The 18,317-nt window shown below is 71.9% G+C and carries 14 protein-coding genes and 1 tRNA gene; 4 read left to right on the forward strand and 11 right to left on the reverse strand.

The features are described 5' to 3' along the window. Nucleotides 1–69: 69 nt before the first annotated feature. Nucleotides 70–1,740: a hypothetical protein gene (locus OHA55_RS02610; RefSeq protein ID WP_266710395.1), complete on the forward strand. Its 1,671-nt coding sequence runs from the start codon at nucleotides 70–72 to the stop codon at nucleotides 1,738–1,740. Between the two features lie 79 nt (nucleotides 1,741–1,819). Here the strand turns inward: OHA55_RS02610 and OHA55_RS02615 are convergent, their stop codons facing one another. Continuing rightward, a complete protein-coding gene (locus OHA55_RS02615; protein ID WP_266702379.1) occupies nucleotides 1,820–2,380 on the reverse strand; it encodes an HIT domain-containing protein in 561 nt (186 codons plus the stop codon). A 178-nt stretch (nucleotides 2,381–2,558) separates the two neighbouring features. Between OHA55_RS02615 and OHA55_RS02620 the strand changes: the two genes are divergently transcribed. After that, complete coding sequence (locus tag OHA55_RS02620; RefSeq protein WP_266710396.1) at nucleotides 2,559–3,164, forward strand: potassium channel family protein; 606 nt, start codon at nucleotides 2,559–2,561, stop codon at nucleotides 3,162–3,164. Nucleotides 3,165–3,201: 37 nt separating this feature from the next. Here the strand turns inward: OHA55_RS02620 and thrS are convergent, their stop codons facing one another. From thrS to OHA55_RS02635, 3 genes are all read right to left on the reverse strand, one after another. Further along, nucleotides 3,202–5,178, reverse strand: a complete 1,977-nt coding sequence (gene thrS / locus OHA55_RS02625) for a threonine--tRNA ligase (RefSeq protein ID WP_266702381.1) — start codon at nucleotides 5,176–5,178, stop codon at nucleotides 3,202–3,204. 148 nt (nucleotides 5,179–5,326) lie between these two features. Beyond that, nucleotides 5,327–6,637 (reverse strand): hypothetical protein, encoded by a 1,311-nt coding sequence (locus OHA55_RS02630; protein ID WP_266702383.1) that lies wholly within the window; start codon nucleotides 6,635–6,637, stop codon nucleotides 5,327–5,329. Next, entirely contained in the window at nucleotides 6,637–7,233 is a 597-nt protein-coding gene (locus OHA55_RS02635) for a DUF4365 domain-containing protein (RefSeq protein WP_266702385.1), read from the reverse strand. The genes OHA55_RS02630 and OHA55_RS02635 overlap by 1 nt, the downstream gene beginning before the upstream one ends. 223 nt (nucleotides 7,234–7,456) lie before the next feature. Between OHA55_RS02635 and OHA55_RS02640 the strand changes: the two genes are divergently transcribed. After that, nucleotides 7,457–8,188, forward strand: coding sequence for a 3'-5' exonuclease (locus tag OHA55_RS02640; RefSeq protein WP_266702387.1), 732 nt, complete (start codon nucleotides 7,457–7,459; stop codon nucleotides 8,186–8,188). Nucleotides 8,189–8,273: 85 nt separating this feature from the next. On the opposite strand, the gene OHA55_RS02645 is transcribed toward OHA55_RS02640, so the two are convergent. Together OHA55_RS02645 and OHA55_RS02650 are read right to left on the reverse strand one after the other, a co-directional pair. Then, nucleotides 8,274–8,345 (reverse strand) — tRNA-Val (locus OHA55_RS02645). Nucleotides 8,346–8,455: 110 nt separating this feature from the next. Further along, entirely contained in the window at nucleotides 8,456–8,902 is a 447-nt protein-coding gene (locus OHA55_RS02650; protein WP_266702389.1) for an SRPBCC family protein, read from the reverse strand. Between the two features lie 106 nt (nucleotides 8,903–9,008). Here OHA55_RS02650 and OHA55_RS02655 point away from each other — a divergent pair, with 106 nt between their 5' ends. Beyond that, a complete protein-coding gene (locus tag OHA55_RS02655; protein WP_266702391.1) occupies nucleotides 9,009–11,492 on the forward strand; it encodes an SCO7613 C-terminal domain-containing membrane protein in 2,484 nt (827 codons plus the stop codon). Between the two features lie 33 nt (nucleotides 11,493–11,525). Here OHA55_RS02655 and OHA55_RS02660 read toward each other — a convergent pair whose 3' ends face one another. The 5 genes from OHA55_RS02660 to OHA55_RS02680 form a co-directional block, all read right to left on the reverse strand. After that, on the reverse strand, nucleotides 11,526–14,303 hold the full coding sequence (locus OHA55_RS02660) for a Tat pathway signal sequence domain protein (protein ID WP_266702393.1): 2,778 nt from the start codon (nucleotides 14,301–14,303) through the stop codon (nucleotides 11,526–11,528). Between the two features lie 104 nt (nucleotides 14,304–14,407). After that, nucleotides 14,408–15,019 carry a hypothetical protein gene (locus tag OHA55_RS02665; RefSeq protein WP_266702395.1) on the reverse strand — a complete coding sequence of 204 codons (612 nt, stop codon included), beginning with the start codon at nucleotides 15,017–15,019 and terminating at the stop codon, nucleotides 14,408–14,410. Nucleotides 15,020–15,026: 7 nt separating this feature from the next. Next, nucleotides 15,027–15,887, reverse strand: coding sequence for a carbohydrate ABC transporter permease (locus OHA55_RS02670; protein ID WP_266702397.1), 861 nt, complete (start codon nucleotides 15,885–15,887; stop codon nucleotides 15,027–15,029). Then, entirely contained in the window at nucleotides 15,884–16,855 is a 972-nt protein-coding gene (locus OHA55_RS02675; RefSeq protein ID WP_266702399.1) for a carbohydrate ABC transporter permease, read from the reverse strand. The genes OHA55_RS02670 and OHA55_RS02675 overlap by 4 nt, the downstream gene beginning before the upstream one ends. Before the next feature lie 11 nt (nucleotides 16,856–16,866). Then, nucleotides 16,867–18,135, reverse strand: a complete 1,269-nt coding sequence (locus tag OHA55_RS02680) for an ABC transporter substrate-binding protein (protein ID WP_266702401.1) — start codon at nucleotides 18,133–18,135, stop codon at nucleotides 16,867–16,869. Nucleotides 18,136–18,317: the final 182 nt, after the last annotated feature.

The following is an 18,317-nucleotide window of genomic DNA, read 5'->3' on the forward strand; positions in this document are numbered from 1 at the left end:
AGGTATGCCGCGTACGGTAGTTGGGCACACCCGCAGGAGCAGACCATGCCGGCGAGTGGGGGCGAACGAGTGGCCAGCGACGGATTCGACTTTTCTCTCGGAGCGCAGATCCCGATCCAGGGCGCGAGCGCCGGGGCGGTGGCGACGAACGCCCTGGCCTCGGCCGCGTACCGGGACAGCCCGGTGGAGGAGATCCTCAAGGCGGACAACGAGTGGCACAAGTCCTCGGTGTCGGAGGGTTCCTCGAAGTTCTTCAAGGCCTCCTACTTCAAGCCGAACCTGGGTGAGGCGTTCTCGCGCGCGGTGCAGGAGCGCACGCTGGGCGGGGCGCGCGGCGCGCTGATCCAGTCCTTCGGGATGGATCCGCAGACGGTCGTGGAGCACTGCCTTTCGGCGTCCCGGCTGCGCAAGGAGCGCGACACCCGGCTGACGCTGGTGACGTTGGTCTGCGGCGTGCTCTTCCTGCCCGGTCTGCTGCTGTGGATCATCGCCTTCCGGCTGCGGGACGCCCTCGACAAGTCCAAGGACACGGCGTTCAAGGCGCTGGGCACGGTCGTGCTGGTCGTCATCGGCGGTCTGGCGGTGGTGGCGCTGATCGCACTGCCGGTCGGCGGCTTCCTGGGGCTCTATCTGCGCGGGGCGATCGTCGCCCCGGTGGTCGGCTGGTTCATCGCCAAGCGGATCGCGGAGTCCTCCGCGAAGGACATGCGGGCCCGCTGGGAGGGGCTGCTCTCGGGCGGCGGGGTCAGCGCCAAGATCCCTGACGCGGTGCCGAAGAACCCGAGCGAGACCGCCCGCGAGGCGCTGCGGCAGTCGCTGGAGAAGCTCGCGGCGGAGCAGCAGTCGAACTCGGTCTTCTACGCGGGCCCCAAGGGCATTCTCGGCATGGGAACCCGGTGGGGCAGCTGGCAGTTGGCGGAGGAGCTGGTCTCGGCCGATCCGGCCAAGGAGTTCCACCAGTTCCGCAGCTGGGACGTGATCCGGGTCATCCACGACCAGTTGAAGATGCTGGAGCGCGGGCCGCTGAACACCGGTGGTTTCCCGAAGCCTTCGGTGACGCACTGGATCGTCTCTCCGGTGGGCGAGAACGCGGACTCGGTCTCCCGCCCGGCCGGTGAGGACGTGGCGACGTTCCAGGTCAAGCCGCACGAGATACAGCGCATCTGCAACCACCAGCAGTTCGGCAGCGGTGCCCGGCACTACCTGGGCGTGCAGTTCACGCTCTGGGACGGCCAGTTGGTGCTGACCATGATGATCACGGTGACGGTGCTGCACGAGACGCTGCGCATCGAGGTCACCGGCCACGCGCTGGGTCCGGTCCACTCGCTCTTCTTCTCCAAGCCCGCCGCGAAGACGAAGACGGTCAACAAGACCGTCCGCTTCTGGGAGACCCGCAAGATCAACCTGCCGCTGGTCGAGCCGGAGGAGGTGGTCCGCCTCGCGCTGCGCGCCCCGCTGACCTGGTATCCGCCGCTGCTGGACTACCTCGGCGGCAAGATCACCCTGCCGGAGCCGTTCGGCCTGCGGCACGCCTGGGCCTCGCAGCCGTGGAACCACCGCTTCATGGCGGACGACGCGCTGCGCGCCGCCACTCCGGTGCTGCGGGTGGTCCACTCGGCGGCGCTGCGGGTGCTGAAGGAGAACGGTGTGGACATCGAACGCTTCAGCAGCCGCTCGATGTCGCTGAGCGGCGCGGTCCAGGAGGCGACACCGAAGAAGGCGGACACGTACGACGCCTGATCACGCCCGTTCCAGGACGGCGGGTACGGCTGAGGGGGCGCTCCTCGCGGGGAGCGCCCCCTCAGCCGTACCGGGTGCGTCAGGCGGCCGGCCAGGCGTCGGCCAGCATCGCGCGGGTGTCGCCGAGGAGCTGCGGGAGCACCTTGGTGTGGCCCACCACGGGCATGAAGTTGGTGTCGCCGCCCCAGCGCGGGACGAGGTGCTGATGCAGGTGGGCGGCGATGCCGGCACCGGCGACGGCTCCCTGGTTCATGCCGATGTTGAAGCCGTGCGCCCCGGAGGCCGCCCGGAGCGCGACCATGGCCTTCTTGGTGAACTCGGCGAGTTCGAGCGTCTCCGGACCGTCCAGCTCGGTGTAGTCGGCGACGTGCCGGTAGGGCACGACCATGAGGTGGCCACCGGTGTACGGGTAGAGGTTGAGCACCGCGTAGACGTGGGTGCCGCGGGCGACGACGAGCCCGTCCACGTCCGATTTCGAGGGGATCGTACAGAACGGACAGCCGTCGTCCGCGCCGGGACCGCTCGGCTTGTTCTCACCCTGGATGTAGGCCATCCGGTGGGGGGTCCACAGGCGCTGGAACGCGTCGGGCGTCCCCACTCCGATCTGCTGCTCGGGCTCACTCGTCATGCGGTTCAGCATATGGCGTCACCCCCGGCTCGCGTGTCGCCGGGGCCCGGCCCCCGGCGGCGGCGGGATGCTTGCGGCCATGAGCGACCGCCCCGATCCGCAGAGCGACCGCCCCTCCCCCTCGGGCGGCCGTTCCGCCCGTTCCGCTCCGCCGCCGCTCGCCCGGTGGGAGGAGCGTGCGGAGGTGCCCATGGCGGTGGCCTCGCTGGTCTTCCTGGCGGGGTACGCGCTCCACGTCCTGGCCGGCCGGGACCGCGAGCCCTGGCCGGACGTGGGGCTGGTGCTGGTCTACGGGACCTGGGCGCTCTTCGTGGTGGACTACGCCGTGCGGCTGCGGCTCAGCGGCCAGGGGCACCGCTTCGTACGGACGCACTGGCTGGACACCCTGGTGCTGGTGATGCCGCTGCTGCGGCCGTTGCGCGTGGTGAAGGTGTACACGGCGGTCCAGCAGCGCCGGGCCGAGCCCCGGCTGAGCCTGTACGCCCGCGTGATGTCGTACGCCGGCCTCTCCTCGCTCCTGCTCGGCGTCTCCGCGGCGCTCACCGTCTACCACGTGGAGCACACCGCGCCGGGCGCCAGCATCCGCACCTTCGGCGACTCCGTCTGGTGGGCGTGCGCGACGCTGACGACGGTGGGGTACGGGGACGCCGTGCCGGTCACCCCGGAGGGCCGGATCGTCGCGGCGGGGCTGATGGTCTGCGGTCTGGCCCTGCTGGGGGCGGTGACGGGTTCCTTCTCGTCGTGGCTGCTCCAGGTGTTCCGGCGGGAGGACGAGGAACGGCCCCCGGCGGGCTGACGCCGCGCCGGGGGCCGTACTCGTAGGGTGCCGGGGATCAGACCTGGACGCGGTCCTCGACGGCCTTGGCGATCTTGGCGATGGCCTCGTCGACCGGGATGCCGTTCTCCTGCGAACCGTCGCGGTAGCGGAAGGAGACGGCACCATTGGCCATGTCCTCGTCGCCCGCGATGATCATGAAGGGGACCTTGGCCTTCTGCTGGTTGCGGATCTTCTTCTGCATCCGGTCCGAGGAGGCGTCGACCTCGACCCGCAGCCCCTGCTTGCGCGCCGTGGCGGCGAACTCCTGGAGGTACGGGATGTGGGCGTCGCCGATCGGGATGCCGACCGCCTGGACGGGCGCGAGCCAGACCGGGAAGGCGCCCGCGTAGTGCTCCAGGAGCACCGCGAAGAAGCGCTCGATGGAACCGAACAGGGCGCGGTGGATCATGACCGGGCGCTGCTTGGTGCCCTCCGGGCCGGTGTACTCCAGCTCGAAGCGCTCCGGCAGGTTGAAGTCGAGCTGCACGGTCGACATCTGCCAGGTGCGGCCGATGGCGTCCTTGCACTGGACGGAGATCTTCGGGCCGTAGAAGGCGGCGCCGCCCGGGTCCGGGACCAGCGGGAGGCCCTGCTTCTCGGCGACCTGACGCAGCGTCTCGGTGGCCTCTTCCCAGATCTCGTCCGAGCCGACGAACTTCTCCGGGTCCTTGGTGGAGAGCTCCAGGTAGAAGTCGTTCAGGCCGTAGTCGCGGAGCAGGTTCAGCACGAAGGTGAGCGTGCGGTCCAGCTCCTCGGCCATCTGCTCCTTGGTGCAGTAGATGTGCGCGTCGTCCTGGGTGAATCCGCGCGAGCGGGTCAGGCCGTGCACCACGCCGGACTTCTCGTACCGGTAGACCGTGCCGAACTCGAAGAGACGGAGCGGGAGTTCACGGTAGGAACGGCCGCGCGCGTCGAAGATCAGGTTGTGCATCGGGCAGTTCATCGGCTTGAGGTAGTAGTCCACCCCGTCGTCGAGCTGCATGGGGGGGTACATGCCGTCGGCGTACCAGTCCAGGTGGCCGGACTTCTCGAAGAGCTTGCCCTTGGTGGCGTGCGGGCTGTAGACGAACTCGTAGCCCTCCTCCTCGTGGCGGCGCCGCGAGTAGTCCTCCATGGCCCGGCGGATGATGCCGCCCTTGGGGTGGAAGACGGCGAGGCCGGGGCCGATCTCGTCGGGGAAGGAGAAGAGGTCCAGCTCGTTGCCGAGCTTGCGGTGGTCGCGCTTGGCGGCCTCCTCCAGGAACTCCAGGTGCGCCTTGAGCTCTTCCTTGGTCGGCCACGCGGTGCCGTAGATGCGCTGGAGCATCGGGTTCTTCTCGCTGCCGCGCCAGTACGCGGCGGCGTTGCGCATCAGCTTGAACGCGGGGATGAACCGGGTGGTCGGCAGGTGCGGACCGCGGCAGAGGTCCTTCCAGCACAGGTCGCCGGTCTTGGCGTCCAGGTTGTCGTAGATGGTCAGCTCGCCGCCGCCCACCTCGACGTCGGCGCCGTCGTCGGACGAGGCCGAGCCCTTGATGCCGATGAGCTCCAGCTTGTACGGCTCGGCGGCCAGCTCCTCGCGGGCCGCCTCGTCGGTGACGACGCGGCGGGAGAACCGCTGGCCACGCTTCTGGATCTCCTGCATCTTCTTCTCGATGGCCTTGAGATCCTCGGGCGTGAACGGCTTCTCGACGTCGAAGTCGTAGTAGAAGCCGTCCTTGACCGGCGGGCCGATGCCGAGCTTGGCCTCGGGGAAGAGCTCCTGGACGGCCTGGGCCATCACGTGCGCGGTGGAGTGGCGCAGGATGTTGAGGCCGTCCTCGGAGGAGATCTCCACGGGCTCGACGGTCTCGCCGTCCTGGACGGCGTACGCGAGGTCGCGCAGCTCGCCGTCGACGCGGGCGGCCACGACCGAGCGCTGTCCGGGGAAGAGGTCGGCGGCCGTCGTGCCCGTCGTCACCACGTGCTCTTCCCGCTCGGAATCGCGTTGGATGATCACGCGGACGTCTGACACCGGTCTCTCCTGACTCAGGGGGCGCACCGCATTGCTTGCGCGTGCACCAAGGATCGTACCGAGCCGGGCAGGCTAATTCACATTGCGTTCTTCACGGGTGACGGGCGACGGCCCGGCGGACCGGAGCGGCGGGCCGTCCGGGAAGCGGTCACTCCTTGCCCGCGCACGCCTCTTCGAACCAGTCCAGGTTCTCCTGGAGGGCCTTCATCAGCCGGTCGCGCTCCGCCTCGTCGACCTGGACGGGGGCGACCTGGGTGGCGCCGGTGAGCCGCCGGAACCCGCCCCGGCTCTCCAGCAGGCCGTCCACGCGCAGCGGCAGCCCGACGAGGTGGGCGTGGCCGGCGATGCGGTACGCCTCCTCGTCCAGCTCGACCCGTACGTGTGCCACCTCGGCGCCCGCGAGGACGCGCAGCCGTACGGTCCCGGGGCCGCGCGGCCCCGAGCGGCGCATCCGGACGACGGCGCCGGTGATCCGGACCGGGAGGGAGGGCTCCTGGCGTCGGTAGCGGACACCGGCCAGCCGGAGCGCGGGGAGGTCGCCCGGGGAGAAGTCGACCGGTTCGGGGCGGTCCGGGCAGTGGTCGGGCGCACCGCGGGAGGGTGCCCAGTCGACGGTGATCCTGGCTCCCTCCGAGCCCCTGACCAGGGCGACCAGGGCCTCGGTCAGCTCGCGGCTCACACCGGCGGGGACCGCCGCGTCGAAGGCCTCCATGCCACCGGTGGCCCGCTGGTAGTCGACGGCCTCGCGGGCGGCGTGCAGTGCCCGGTAGAGCCGGCCGGCGACGGCGCGGCCGGAGGCTACGGGCAGGAAGGCGGTGAGCCGGCGTCCGCCCGGGGCCGGGCCGATCAGCACGTCGTCCAGCGCCGCCCGGGCCCGCCTGCGGTGGCGGGCCCCGTGGTGGCCCGCCGGGCCGCGTACGGCGAGGGAGCCGGCCAGCAGGAGGCGCAGGGCCGCCGAGCGCAGGACCTCCGCCTCGCCCCAGCCCGCCGCGCCGGCGGCCCCGGCGGCGGCCGCGGTCCCCTCGGGCACCTCCCGCCGCCAGCGGACCTCGTCGCTGGGTACGGCGAGGGCGACGAGGACGTCCCGGGCCGAGGGTTCCGTGCTGCGGGCGAGTGCCACGAGCGCCTCCGCGAGCAGGTCCTCGGTGTCGGGGAAGGCGACGGTGGCGGGCACCAGCAGGCTGGCGGGCCCGCCGGCCGGTCCGGGCGGGGTCCACCGGGTGTAGCGTCCGGCGGCCCCGCCCCGCAGGCACCAGCCGTGGCGGGCGAGGAGCGCGGCCAGGACGGCGGGGTCCACGGCCGACGGGTCCGGCAGGGCGTCCGGGGCGGGCCCGTCTTCGTCCCGCACCCCGCGCGGGGGCTGCGTCCGCGGGGGCGGCGTCTCCGGGAGCTCGGCCGGGTGGGCGCGGGTGTCCGGCTCCGCTCCCCCGCCGACGGGTTCGTCCATCGACCGGTGCATCAGGGTCTCCCTCCCGCCCCGACCCGGGCCATGATCTCGCAGACCGCCCGGTCGTCGAAGATCCGCGAGGTCGGGATGCGCACGGTTGTCCTGAGCCGGCCGGTCACCGGGTGGCCGGCCAGGTTGATCCAGTAGCAGCAGTGCCGCAGGTCGAGCCGGTCGTGTCCGGCGCGCAGCCAGTCGTCCTGGGCGCGCGGCACGATCATCACGACCAGGATGCGGTGCACGGACACGGGTGTCCGGGCGAGTTTCACGAGGTGGGCGTTGTCGAGGGTGAACGGGAACGTCCCGCCCTGGGGGTGCGGCGGGAGCTGGTAGGTGCACTTGAGCTGCACCTTGACGGTCACTTCGTCGTCGACGGTGTGGGCCGGGGCACCGTGGCTGAGGTGCCAGTCGACGCCGTTGTCGGGAAACGGCTGCGAGAGGGAGCAGCCCGCCGCTGCCGCCACGGCGTGGAGATACCCCACCTGGAGGGTCTCCATGCAGGCGGTGGTGGCGAGGGTGCCCCGCAGGGGGGCGGTCCGCCCGGCCGGCAGACCGTTTCCGCGGTCCGCGGCAGGTGCGGTGCTCCCCGGGTCGGGCTGCGCGAGCGCCATGGCTCCGTATGCCTTCCGGGCCGTGCAGTTGTCCGGTCGTTGACGTGACTCGACGGGCCCGGCCGCTTCGGCGGGTGACGCCCAGTCAATTTCCCGGCCTGTCAGAAGTGTTGTCACCGAAGGAGACGGCCCGCAAACGGCGTATCAGGCAAACACTGCGGGTATCACCGATATCGGGCAGAGGAATCACGCCATCTGCCGTGCGGGTGCGAGGAGTTCGGGGATGATGCACTGGTTCGAGGGGCCGCTGGCCGCATTCGACACGGAGACGACGGGTGTCGACGTCGAGGAGGACCGGATAGTCTCGGCCGCCCTCGTCGTCCAGGACACCGCCGGCGGACGGGCCCGGGTGACCCGCTGGCTGATCAACCCGGGAATCCCGGTGCCGGCCGAGGCGACCGCGATCCACGGCCTCACCGACGACCATGTCCAGCGCAACGGCCGTTGGCCCGCACCGGTGGTGGAGGAGATAGCCAGGTCGCTCGCGGAGCAGTGCGCGACGGGCCGTCCGCTGGTCGTGATGAACGCCCCCTTCGACCTGACCCTCCTGGACCGGGAGCTGAAGCGGCACCGGGCGTCCTCCCTCGCCGGCTACCTGGAGCACGTGCCGCTGTGCGTGATCGATCCCCGGGTGCTCGACAAGCACCTGGACCGCTACCGCAAGGGCCGCCGCACCCTGACCGACCTCTGCGAGCTGTACGGGGTGGTACTGGACGGGGCCCACGACGCGGCCGCGGACGCGGCGGCCTCGATGGAGCTGGTACGCGCGGTGGGCAGGCGGTTCACCGCGCGCCTCGAACGGCTGAGCCCCGCGGAGCTGCACACGCTCCAGGTGGCCTGGCACGCCGCGCAGGCCCGCGGTCTGGAGGCGTGGTTCGCCCGGAGCGGCACCCCCGAGCGCGTCGACCCCTCGTGGCCGCTGCGTCCGCGCCCTGAGGTGGCCGCGGCGGCGTGAGCGGTACGGCCCGCTCCTCGCGGGGCGGGTTCCGGACGCGCGAAAGCCGGTCCGTCGTTGGTGCTGACGGACCGGCTTTTCCCGGTGGGCGATACTGGGTTCGAACCAGTGACCTCTTCGGTGTGAACGAAGCGCTCTCCCACTGAGCTAATCGCCCGGGAACGGGTTGAACAATACAGGGCCCGGCGGGCTTCGTTCAAACCGCGCCCGGCCAGGGGCGCCGGACCGCCTCGGTCCGGGGCGGTCGGCCCACCCCGGACCGAGGGGTCAGCCCACCCCGAGCCGGGTGGTCAGTCCGCGTCGCGCCGCGCGCATCATCAGGGCGTGGTTCGCCCGGAACACCGGCCGGGCGACCGGTGCCAGCAGCCGCATCAGCCGTTTGCGGACCTCGACTTCCTGGTCGTACCGGACACGGCTGCCGTCTCCCCTGCCGGTGACGGTCCAGCGGGCCCAGCCCTCCAGGTCACCGGCCATGGACACTTCGAGGACCCCGGCCGCCGGATCGCGGCGGGCCCGGTCCAGGGTGACGACCAGGTCGTACGGCAGGACGGAGCGGAAGCGCGCCCGTCCCGTGGTCGCGTCCACCTGGACCACCTCGCGGATCTGCGGCCACCAGAGCGGGTACTCCTCGCCCCGCTCCAGTACGGCGAGGACGGCGGCGGGCGTCGCGGGGAGGTCCCACAGGTTCGTGAACCGGTAATGGTTCGGATTCATGGAGTCAGTCTGCTCGCTCCGGGGCCCGGTCGCCCCAGGTACTCACTCCCCGAAGTGAGTACCTGAACACATGTACGCACCTGCCCCGGGACCCGACACTCCGGACATGGAACATGTCCCGCCGCCCGCCGAGGAATTGGCGCTCCTCGACCGCGAACTGGCCCATCTGGACGCCCGCCGGGCGCAGTTGCTCCAGCGCCGCGCCTGGCTGGTCCAGGTCCTGCGCGCCCCGGCCCGCTCCGGCTTCGCCCGCGCGGACACGGCCTTCGCTCCTCCGCGGCCCGCCTCCGGCCCGCGCCCCGCGCCGCCGCGGACCTCGTCCGGACACGGTGCGCAGAACGTGCTCCTCGCGCTCGGCGGGCTGCTGCTCGCGGTCGCCGCCATCGCCTTCACGCTGTTCAGCTGGGGTGCGATGGGCATCGGGGGGCGTTCGGCCGTGCTGGCCACCGTGACCGCCGCCGCCCTCGTCGCCCCCGTCCCGCTGCGGCGGTCCGGGCTGCGGGCCACGGCGGAGTCGCTCGGCGCCTTCGGGCTCGTACTGACGCTCCTGGACGCCTACGCCCTGCACGCGGTGGCCCTCCCCGGCACCGGCACCGCGGCGTTCGCCGCCGCGGCCTCGGCCGCGCTCGCCATGCTGTGGGCGGCCTTGGGCCTGACCCCCGGCCGGCCGGTGCTGCCGGTGCCGGCGGCGGTGGCGGCGGGTCAGCTGCCGCTGGTCCTGGCCTGCGCGGCGGCCGGCGCCCCGGTCCTCGCCTTCGGCTGGGCGCTGCTGGTCACCGCGGTGGCGGACGGCGTGATCGCGGTGCGGGCCGCCCGGTCCGGGGTGCGGGTCACCGCCCTGGTCTGCCTCGCGGTCAACGCGTCGGGCGCGCTGCTGGTGGCCTTGGCGCGGTCCCTGATGGCCGGGGGCCCGGTCGCGGCCCTCGCCCCGGGGGCACTGCTGGTGGTCGCGGGGGCCGCCGCACTGCTGGCCGTGCGGTGGGCGCCGGCGGGTCTCGCGACCGCCTGCGGGCTCGTCGGCGGGCTCGCCGTGGTGGCGGGCACCGGCGGGGTGGTGCGGGCCGCGCTGCCGTCGGACTGGACCGTGGTGGCGTATCTGGCGGCGGGGATCGTGCTCCTCACGGCGGTGCGGGCCCTGCCGGGGCTCCGGGCGCTCGGGGACGGCGCGGCCGGGACGGGGGCGACCGCCTCGGTGGCGGTCGTGGTCGCGGGTTCGCTGCTCTGGGCGGCGCCCTGGCCGGCCATGGTCCTGGTGAGCCCGCTGTCGACGGCTACCCGACTGTGGGCGGGCGCTCCGCAGGGCCTGCGGGACGCACTCGGCGGGCCGGCCGGCCTGCCGTGGACGATGGCCGCTCCGGTGGTTCTCGCGGTGGTGGCCGCGCTGGGCGCGGCGGCTCACCGGCGGCCGGCCGGGGCGGGCCAGGCGGGCGAGCGGGCGTTCCTGTCCTGGTGGCGGGGTGCGGCCCCGGTGGCCGTACCGGTGCTGGTGGGCGGCGCGTTGCCGGCCGCGGCGGCGGTCGCGGACGTCCCGTACGCGGCCGGGGTCGTCCTGGAGGTCCTGCTGGTCGCGGGGGCGCTGGAGTCGTTGGTGCGCTCGGCCAGGGGTTCGGCCGGATCGGCCGCCGGGTCCGTCGCGCTCGGCTGCGCGCTGGCGGTGGCGGTGAGCGTGTCGGCGCTGTCGCTGGCCTCGGAGCCGGCGACGTACGCCGTGGTCGCGGCGCTCACCGCGTTGTTCGCCGCGACGGCGGTCCGGTTGCCGGACCGCCCGGCGCGTTCGGTGGCCGCCTGCGCGGCTGTCCTCGGCGGGATCGGGCTGACCGTCGCGGTGGTGGGTTCGCTGGGGCTCTCCGCCTCGCACGGGGCTCCGCTGCTGCTGGTCCCTCCCGCGGTCACCGTGCTGCTCGGTGGCGTGCTCCGGCGCCGCCCGGTGGCGGTGCCGGTGGAGCTGGCGGGAGCCTTCGGCGCCCTGGTGGCGGTGGGCCTCGCGGTCACGGACCCGGCCTGGCTGGCTCTGGTGCTGGGGCTGTCCGGGGTGCTCGCGGCCGGTGCGGCGGTGCGGCCGGAGCGCCGGAAGGCGGCGGGCTCGCTCGCGCTGGTGCTCTTCGTGCTGGCGTCCTGGGTGCGGCTGGCCGCCTCGGAGGTCGACGCACCGGAGGCGTACACCCTGCCGGTGACGGTGCCGGCCCTGGTGGTGGGGGTGCTGCGGCGGCGACGCGCCACCCCCGACGACGAGATCTCCTCCTGGACCGCGTACGGCGCCGGGCTCGCCGTCACGCTGGTGCCGAGCCTGCTGGCGGCCTGGGGCGACCCGGGGTGGACGCGCCCGCTGCTGCTGGGGCTCGTCGCCCTCGCGGTCACGCTGGCCGGCGCCCGGGGCCGCCTGCAGGCCCCGCTGCTGCTGGGCGGCGGGGTGCTGGCTCTGCTCGGACTGCACGAACTCGCCCCGTACGTGGTGCAGGTGGTGGGTGCGCTGCCGAGGTGGCTGGTGCCCGCGGCGGCCGGGGTGCTGCTGCTCGCGGTGGGCGCGACGTACGAGAAGCGGCTGCGGGACGCCCGGCGGGTGAGGGAGGCCCTCGGCAGGATGCGGTGAGGACCTCCCCCGGACGGTGCGCGGACCGGTGGGTCAGCCGGGCATGCGGTCGCCGACGAGGGCCAGGTTCTCGATGGCGGCGAGTCCGTAGAGGGCGGTGTCGTTGGTGGAGACCCAGGCGGCCTCGGTGCCGGCGACGACGGCGAGGGGCCCGGTCACCTCCTCGGTCTTCCAGGGGGCGGACTCCTTGTATCCGTCGCCCCGCAGGAACTTCTCCCAGGCACGGGCGGCGAACGTGGCGTCGCCCGTGCGCACGGCGGCGTAGGCGTCCATGCGGGAGTGGCCCTGGAAGAGGCTGATGCTGCCGAAGTCGGAGCCGTAGCGGGCGGCCTGTTCCGCCTTGGTGGCGTTGAAGTACCGGCAGTAGTCGAGGTACGCCTCCTCGAACGCCGGCATGTCGACGAGGCCGACGAGTTCGGCGCAGAGTTCGTTCAGTCCGAAGACGCCCGACAGGTGGGAGACGCTCACGACCGGCTGCGCGGCGATCGCGAACCGGCCGGTGTCCAGGTCGTAGAGTCCGCTGCCCTGGACGAAGCCGTTGGGCTGCGCGGCGATCGTCTCCATCGTGCCGAGGACCCGGTCCCTGGCCTTCGCCGCCTGCGGGCCTCCGCGCTCCCACTCGGTGAGCCAGGCGGAGACGAGCCCGCTCCAGTCGGTGCCGAAGCCGATGGAGAGCGCGTGCCGGTCGGGGGTGTACACGTCGGTACGGACCTTGCGCTGCGGGTCGAGCACGAGGAAGGTCTCGTCCGAGTCGACGTTGGCGCGCATCAGGTCGCCGACCCGCTCGTCGGCCGTGAGGAAGTAGTAGAAGCGCCGGTAGGTGGTGTTGGCGATGCGCTGCTGCTTGGCGCTGTCCGCGTAGTGCTGGATGCCGTGGCGGGTGCCGAGCCCGGCCCATTGGCCGAGGTGGTAGACGTCGACCTCGCCGGTGTGGCGCGTCATCGTCTCGGCGAAGCGGAAGATGTCGGCGCGGCCGGAGCGCAGATAGGCGTACCAGAGCCAGAGGTCGGTGGAGAGTTCGGAGTTGTCCCAGGCGTAGCCGCCGATGTCGTACCGCCACTGGTGCCGGGACGGGTCGTACGTGTGCATGACGTCGCCGTAGTCCCAGAAGCCGTACCAGCGCCGCATCTCGACCTGGTCCCGGTAGTACGAGAAGAGGAAGTCGAGGTGGTCCTCGATGCTCGCCTTCGCCGGGGTGGAGCGGTCCGGTTCGGCGAAGAGTCCGCCGAAGACGCCCGCGCCGATGAGCTGGGAGGGCGGGGCGACCAGCTGCGGCAGGGTGCGGACCGCCGCGGTCTGCCGGGCCAGCGCCTCGGCGCCGGGGGTGGAGTCGTGGACCCAGAAGAGGAGTTCGCTGGTGCGGGCGATGCCGTACGGGGTGCCGAAGCCGGGCTCGTAGTCCTCGTAGGTGATCTCCAGCCCGTCGAGCTGCTCGGTGTACGTGTCCATGCCGAGGCCGTCGTGGTAGAAGCGCAGGTCCATGGGCTGGGCCTCGGGCGACCAGAGCCAGACGGTCACCTCGGCCTCGTCCGTGTCGGCGCCCCTGATGTCGAGCTGGGCGGGGAACTTCTCCCAGAAGTCCCGCAGCCCGAAGGCGAGTCCGCCGCTCACTCCGCCCACGTAACCGAAGCCGGAGGCACGGCGGCCGCCGCCCGCCGCGATCCAGCCGTGTCCCTTCGCGGTGCGTTTGCGCAGGCTGAAGCCGTCCGCGGAGAGCTGGCCGAGGGTGTAGTCGCCCCAGGTGGGAATGAGGTGCAGGCGGCTGGTGACCCGCTGGTCCCAGGTGGCGGGGTCGGGGAGGCGTACCCCTTCGAACTGGGTGGCCCGGACGGCGGCTCCGGGATCCCGGCGCAGTCCGGTGATGCCCTTGACGGCCTCGCGGAGCATGCCGGTGCCCTCGCCGCCGAGCCGGACGTGACGGTCGTACGTCTCGTCGCGCATCGGGACGGTGAAACGGACGCCGAGCCCCCGGACGAAGTCGCCACTGGCCTTCCCGGGTTCCTGGGTGCCGTCGAAGGTGATGGTGTGGACCATCCGGAACGACTCGGCGCCCGCGTGGAAGTAGAACCGGACGGAGAACGGCATCCAGGAGCGCGAGCCGCGCCGGTGCTTGCCGTCGACGCGGACGACCGCCCGCAGCGGGCCCGCCTGTTCGACCTCGGCCGAGGCGATGGCGCTCTCGAAGCGCTCGTACGTCTCCTTGCCCTGGTCGCCGTCCTCGATCTCGCCCTGGCGGATCAGGACCAGCCGGCCGTCCTTGGCGATCTCGGTGCCGCCGCGCACCAGCGATTTGACGAGCGAGGAGCCGGTCTTCCCGATCTTCGCGGTGACGACCCCGGTCGAGACGGTGATCGCCGAGCCGGAGCCGCTGACGGTGACCTTCGCCCCGGGGGCGGTGGGTTCACCGGCGGTGAGGGCGAACTTCCTGGCGCCGGACGCCTCCGGGCCGACGGCGTGGGCGCTCCACTTGAGGGAGCCGTCCGGCCAGGTGGCGGTGGTCCAGCTCTGCACGGGGACGCCCTTGCCCTCGGCGGTGTCGAGCGCGAACTTCTGGTCGGCCGGGTACCGCCCCTTCGGCCAGGGCACCCCGAACGTCGTGCCGGGGGCCGCGCCGAGCCCGCCCTCCTCCAGCCAGCCGATCTCGACCGGCTCCCCGCCGTCCCCGGCGTCCCCGGCGTCCCCGGCGTCCCCGGCGGCGGGCTCGGTCGCTTCGGCGGGTGGCGCGCCGGTGAGCGCCGTCCAGGACAGGGAGGAGGCGGCACCGGCGACGGCTGCGGCCTTGAGCATGGTGCGACGGGGGATCGGGGACATCACGACTCCAGTTCTCGGGGACTCGGCTCGTGTGCACATGCGGGGATCGGGCAGGGCGGACCGCCCCTGGGCGGTCGTCCGCGCTCCCGGGGTGGGACGGGGGGTCAGCGGCGGCGGTCGGTGACGACCGCCGCGGCGGCGAGTGCGCCCAGGGCGGGTACGGCGAGCGGGGGCAGCTGCCAGGCGGTGAGGGCGACGGCGGCGAACCCGCCGACGAGGAGCAGCGAGCCGACGGGATCGGTCACGGTGCGGCGGACGGCCGCGCGCGCCAGTGGCGTCCATCGGGCGCCGGGCCGCCAGGCGGCGGCCGTACGGAGCGCCGCGACGGCCAGGGCGAGGGCGCCGAGGACGCTGACCGCCACGAGGAACCGGCCGCAGGGCAGCTGCCCCGACCGGGCGATCCGCCCGTCGAGGGCGAGCAGCGCGAGGGCCGCGCCGGCCGTCGGGGTGACCAGCAGTCCGGTGCGTACCGCCTCCCGCAGATCGCCGGCGAACTCCCGAAGGCCGCCACGCCTGTCCTCGGTCTGCCGCCGCAGATGGGCGCAGCCCGCCGCGAACGCCGGTACGAGAGTGATCAGGGGCAGTGCGGCGAGGGCGATCCAGACCCCGGTGAGCAGGCATTCGGCGAAGAGCGCGAAGCGGGCGAGCCGTTCGGTGCGGCGGCGTACGGCGGCGGGCCGGGTGTGTGCGCGGACGCGGGTGGTGGGTGCGCTCATGGCCCGGTCAGCCCTTCAGCCCGGAGGTGGCCGCGCCTTCGACGAGGTAGCGCTGGAAGGCGAGGAAGAAGGCGAGTACGGGCAGCAGGGCGAGGACGGACATGGCGACCATGCCGCCGTAGTCCGCCGCGCTGTCCTGGTCGATGAACATCTTCAGCCCCATGGAGACGGGGTACTTGTCCGGCTCGTTGAGGTAGAGGAGCGGGCCGAGGAAGTCGTTCCAGGACCAGATGAAGGTGAAGATCGAGCTGGTGATCAGGGCGGGCCGGGAGAGCGGCAGCATGATGTGCCAGTAGATCCGGGGGTGTCCGCAGCCGTCGAGCCGGGCCGCCTCGTCGAGTTCGCGGGGCAGGTTCCGCATGAACTGCATCATCAGGAAGACGAAGAACGCGTCGGTCGCCAGGTACTTCCCGAGGAGCAACGGCACGTAGGTGTTGATGAGTTCCATCTTCTGGAAGAGCACGTACTGCGGAATGATCAGTACGTGGTACGGCAGCAGGAGGGTGCCGATCATCAGCGAGAAGAGCAGGTTGCGGCCCCGGAAGTCGATCCTGGCGAAGGCGTAGGCGGCGAGCGAGCAGGAGAAGAGCACTCCGGCCACCGAGCCGAACGCCAGCACCAGCGAGTTGACGAAGAAGGTCGAGACGGGGATGTCGGCGATGCCGTCGTAGAGCTTCCGGTAGTGCTCGAACACCGGTTGGGTGGGGAAGAGTTCGAGTCCGCCGACGATGTCCTCACTGGGCTTCAGCGAGCTGCCGATCACCCAGAAGAGCGGGTAGAGCACCAGCGCGAGGACCAGGAGCGCGCCGACGTGCCAGAGCACCGAACGCGACGCGCGGCGCCGGGCCGGGTGGGTGAGCGCACTCATCGGACGTCCTCCTCGTAGTGGACCCAGCGCCGCTGGGACCAGAACAGAACGGCCGTGACCAGGCCGACCGAGACGAGCAGCATCCAGGCCATGGCGGAGGCGTACCCCATCCGGAGGTTGGTCCAGCCCTGTTCGTACAGGTAGCAGGTGTAGACGAGCCCGGCGTCGGCCGGACCGCACTTGCTGTTGGTGACGACGTAGGCGGAGGCGAAGATCTGGAAGGAGTGGATGGTCTCCAGCAGCAGGTTGAAGAAGAGCACCGGGGAGATCATCGGCAGGGTGATCGAGCGGAACCGCCGCCAGGCGCTCGCGCCGTCCACCTGGGCAGCCTCGTACAGCTCACGAGGCACCTGCTGGAGACCGGCCAGGAAGATGACCATGGGCGCGCCGAACTGCCAGACGGTGAGCGCCACCAGGGCGTAGATCACCATGTCCGGGTCGCCGATCCAGCCGCCGACGTGCACGCCGAAGACCTGGAGCGAACGGTCCACGACGGCGTCGTCCGAGAAGAGGGCGCGCCACACGATGGCGATGGAGACGCTCGCGCCGACGAGCGAGGGGGCGTAGAACGCGGCCCGGTAGAAGCCCTGGCCGCGTCGCGGCTTGTTGAGCAGCAGGGCAACGCCGAGCGCCGCCGCCAGCTTGAGCGGGGTGCCCACCAGGACGTACGAGGTCGTGACCTGGACGGACTTGCGCCAGCGGGGGTCGGAGAACATCTCGGTGAAGTTCTCGAAGCCGACGAAGCGGGGGCTGTCGAAGAGGTTGTAATCGGTGAACGCCAGGTAGAGCGAGGCGAGCATGGGGCCCGCGGTCAGCAGCAGGAAGCCGACGATCCACGGGGACATGAACAGATAGCCGGCGAGGTTCTCCCCGCGGGCCCGGCGCCGCCCGGAGGCTGCGGGGGCCTTGCGGGGCGCGGGGCGCTCCTCGGGCGGCGACGGCGCGGGGGCCGCCTGGGTGTCGGTCATCGCCGTTCCTCTCAGGAGCCGAGTGCCGTCTTCGCCTCGGAGAAGAACTGCTTCGTCCCGTCGTCCACCGAGGTCTTGCCGAGGAACACGTCGGCGGCGATGCGCAGGAAGGCGGCTTCGACGATGTCGGCGCCCGCCGGATGCGGGGTGATCGGTTCGACGTTGTCGGCGATCTGCTTCTCGTACGCGGCGATCTGCGCGGAGACCCCGGTGGGCTCGTAGGCGTCGAACTGCTCCTCGGTGGCGAGGACGCCCCGGTCGTAACCCATGATCTTGCCGACCTCGGGGTCGTGGACCATGAAGTCGATGAAGGTGGCCACCTCCTTGGGGTGCTTGGTACGGGCGGACCCGCTGAGCATCAGCGAGGAGATGTACTGCCCGGTGCGCTTGCCGTCGGTGGTGGGTACGGGCGCGATGGCGAGCGGGGTCTTGGTCTCGGAGGTGTAGCGGACCAGGAAGTTGTCCCAGGTGAACTCCCCTGCGGAGAGGTCCTTCGAAAGACCCGAAGTGGGCTTGGCCTGTTCGATCTTCTTCGGGTCGGTCAGGACGCCGGCCTTCGTGCGGGCGTAGTTCTTGTTCCACCAGTCCTCGAGGTCGGCCTCGGTGAAGCCGAGTTTCGCGTCGTCGGTGAAGAAGGCCTTGCCGTTCTGACGCAGGACCAGGTCGTAGAGATACATGATCCCGCCGCCACCGCTGTCCCCCGGCAGACCGCCCTTGCTGATCTTCTCGGTGGCCGCGTCGTACTCGTCCCAGGTCCAGCCCTCGGCGGGGGTGACGCCGATCTTCTTGTACTCGGCGGGGTTGTAGATCAGGGCGAAGGTGTTGCCGCCGACCGGGACGCCGACGAGCTTTCCGTCGACCTCGCCGGCCTTGTCGAGCCCGGCCCTGAAGTGCTCCATGCTGAGGTTCCCTGCCTCGACCTGCGCACTGAGGTCGAGCAGTACCCGCTTGTCGTCGTACTTGCGCAGGAAGGCGACGGAGTTCTGGAAGACGTCGGGGGCGTTGCCGGCCGAGGCCTGGGTGTTGAACTTCTTCCAGAAGTTCTCGTAGTCCTGGAAGTCGGTCTTCACCTCGATGTCCGGGTACTTCTTCTCGAACAGGGCGATCGTCCTGTTGATCAGGGAGGCCCGCTCCTGGCCTCCCCACCAGGAGTAGCGGATCTCCACCTTGCCGCCGGCTCCCGTCCCGCCGTCGCCCCCGCAGCCGGTGGCGAGAAGCCCCAGCGCCACCACGGACACGCCTGCCGCACGCAGTCCCCGGGTATTTCGCCAAGACGTCATGACACACCCCATCCCGGGCAGGTCGCACCCCCGCCTCGGTAGATTGAATCGTTCAAGAAAGCGCTTGCCGACAAATTATGGAGTGGACACGTCAACGTCAACGGTTGTGACAGGATCGGTCGAAGCGCTTCACCGGGGGCGACGGAACGCCCCGGTTCGGCCGAGAAGCGGGCGCAGCGGCA

The sequence above is a fragment of the Streptomyces sp. NBC_00102 genome, assembly GCF_026343115.1.
In the GTDB taxonomy this organism is placed as follows: Bacteria; Actinomycetota; Actinomycetes; order Streptomycetales; family Streptomycetaceae; genus Streptomyces.